The 2,520-nt window shown below is 32.3% G+C and carries 3 protein-coding genes; all 3 read left to right on the plus strand.

From position 1 onward, the window contains the following. On the plus strand, window positions 1-1,147 hold a 1,147-nt coding region (locus tag AB8B65_RS08165; protein WP_405300409.1), incomplete at its 5' end, for a M1 family aminopeptidase. Next, window positions 1,144-2,037, plus strand: coding sequence for a patatin family protein (locus AB8B65_RS08170; RefSeq protein WP_405300410.1), 894 nt, complete (start codon window positions 1,144-1,146; stop codon window positions 2,035-2,037). The genes AB8B65_RS08165 and AB8B65_RS08170, both read left to right, overlap by 4 nt. 203 nt (window positions 2,038-2,240) lie before the next feature. Further along, complete coding sequence (locus AB8B65_RS08175) at window positions 2,241-2,519, plus strand: transposase (protein ID WP_405300413.1); 279 nt, start codon at window positions 2,241-2,243, stop codon at window positions 2,517-2,519. The last annotated feature ends 1 nt before the right edge of the window (window position 2,520 follow it).

Here is a 2,520-nt window from a genome sequence, read left to right on the forward strand (position 1 = left end):
GACACTTTTTAAATCGGCAATGCAATTAAAAGCGTTGAATGATGGAAAAGGTGAATCTTTATTGAATCCGAAAGCAAGCAGTTTAACGTTTTATCAAAAAGGCGCATGGGCTTTGCATGTGTTGCGTGCAAAAGTAGGAGAGAAGCCGTTTAAAAAAGCTGTACAACGATATTTGAATACCTATAAATTCAAAAGTGCAGAAACTAATGATTTCATTCGAATAGTTGAAGAAGAAAGTGGGAAAAACTTAGATCCGTTTGTACAAACTTGGTTAGTGAATTCGCAGTTGCCTGAAGACTTTTACAGTTTTGAAAAATTACTAACGCAAGATTCAAGTACTAATGAAAGTTTGTATGCATATTTAGGTGCAATGAGAAATGTACCAGGAAAAGTAGCACTGTTTCGTCAATCAAATATCAACAAATTGCCTGTTGAAATTAGTAAAGCTATTGAAAAAATGCTACTGCTTTCGCAAGATGAAGCTGTAAAAGAACAAGCTCCTTTTTCAGAAGAATTACTAGTGAATCTTGTTAAGAACATTCCGCAAGGAAATTCGGAACAAAATATAAAAACGTACAAAAAAGCATTTCAAATAAATAATTTGAAAGTGCGACAAGCCATTGCACAAACACTTACTAAAATTCCTGTGGAGTTAAAATCTGAGTATGAAAGTTTACTCAATGATGCTTCTTATACAACAAAAGAAGCCGCTTTGTACAATTTATGGATAAATTTCCCAGCTGATCAAAAGAAGTATTTAGATCAAACAAAAGATGTGATAGGCTTTAACGATAAGAGTTTTAGAACACTTTGGCTTACGTTGGCAATTGTGACGAAGAATTATAGCGGACATAATACGCCGTATTTTTACCAAGAACTTTCAAACTATACGCGCACGAATAATCATTTTGAAGTACGAAAAAATGCGTTTATATTTATTAACGAATTACGTTCGTTTACAGATCAAAATTTAGCAGATTTAGTGAATGGCGCATTGCATCACAATTGGCGATTTGCTAAGTTTTGCAGAGATTTATTAGACAAAATCATCAAAAATTCTGAATATGCACCAAATTTGAAACGTGCAGAAAAATTACTCAATGATAAAGAGAAAGCATATTTACACAAAAAAACTACGACTAAATGAAAGCAATAGTCATTTCTGGAGGCGGAAGTAAAGGTGCATTTGCAGGCGGCGTTGCGCAATACCTTATAGAAGAACAAGGAAAGAGTTACGATATGTTTTTAGGAACTTCTACAGGGAGTTTAATCGTTCCAATATTGGGATTGGATAATGTACCTAAACTTAAAGAAATATATACTTCTGTAAATCAGCGCAGTATTTTTAGCAGGAATCCTTTTGTTGTTAGAAAGAAAAAAGGCCAAACGTTTATTAGTATTAATTATTTTAATGTTTTTACCCAACAACTTAGAGGAAAACGAACTTTTGGAGAGACAAAGAAGCTCAGAAAACTGATTAAAAAAAAGTTTTCTAAAGAAGAATTCACACGTTTAAAAGCATCGGGAAAAGAAGTTGTAGTCACGGTAACGAATCTTACTAAAAACAGAGTTGAATACAAATCAATTAAAGACTATGAATATGAAGATTTTTGCGATTGGATTTGGATTTCATGCAATTATGTACCGTTTATGAGTTTGGCTACAAAAAATGGTGACGAATATGCCGATGGTGGTTTTGGTTGTATTGTTCCTATCCATGAAGCAATTAAAAGAGGTGCCACAGAAATTGATGCTATTATATTGGAAACTAGGCGTGGCGAGGAAAATAAAAAGTTGGGAAAAAACCCTTTTTCTTTAATGGTAAATTTATTTAGTTTTTTGATTGATCAAGTGGAACGACATGATATAAATATTGGAAAATTGTCTGCAAAATATAGAGATGTAAAACTCAATCTTTATTTTACACCAACGAAACTAACAGATAATTCTTTAATCTTTAATAAAAAACAAATGGCAGAATGGTGGGAACAAGGTTATCAGCATGCTAAAATGAAGAATGAAGCCGCTAAGAAATGAATGTTTTAAAGAACTAATTTTCAACTAAGCTTTAGGAGTGAAAATGACCCAAGTTGCATTTCTTGATAAATAGTTAGTTAAAAACTTTTTTTTAGCTTCTTATTTTAGCTAGAACCGTATGACTTCTATTTTAAACTAGTAAACTATATAATCCTCCCCATTTTTAAGACAGCAACTTAAATTGTAAATTTAACGCTGTACTTATGAAAAAAACGAGAAGAAAATTTAGTTCATCCTTCAAAGCCAAAGTTGCTTTAGAAGCGATCAAGAATCAATTGACCTTACAGGAAATAGCCTCAAAGTTTGAGATTCATCCAACACAAATATCTACTTGGAAACGAGAGTTTATCGAAAATTCATCAAAAGCTTTTGATTCTAAAACCAAAACAGAGCAAGTCGATAAGGAAAAGAGTGCTCTTTATAGTAAAATAGGTCAATTACAAGTTGAGAATGATTTTTTAAAGAAAGTCTTGGACAAATGAG

Source organism: Kordia sp. (genome assembly GCF_045105435.1).
GTDB lineage: Bacteria > Bacteroidota > Bacteroidia > Flavobacteriales > Flavobacteriaceae > Kordia.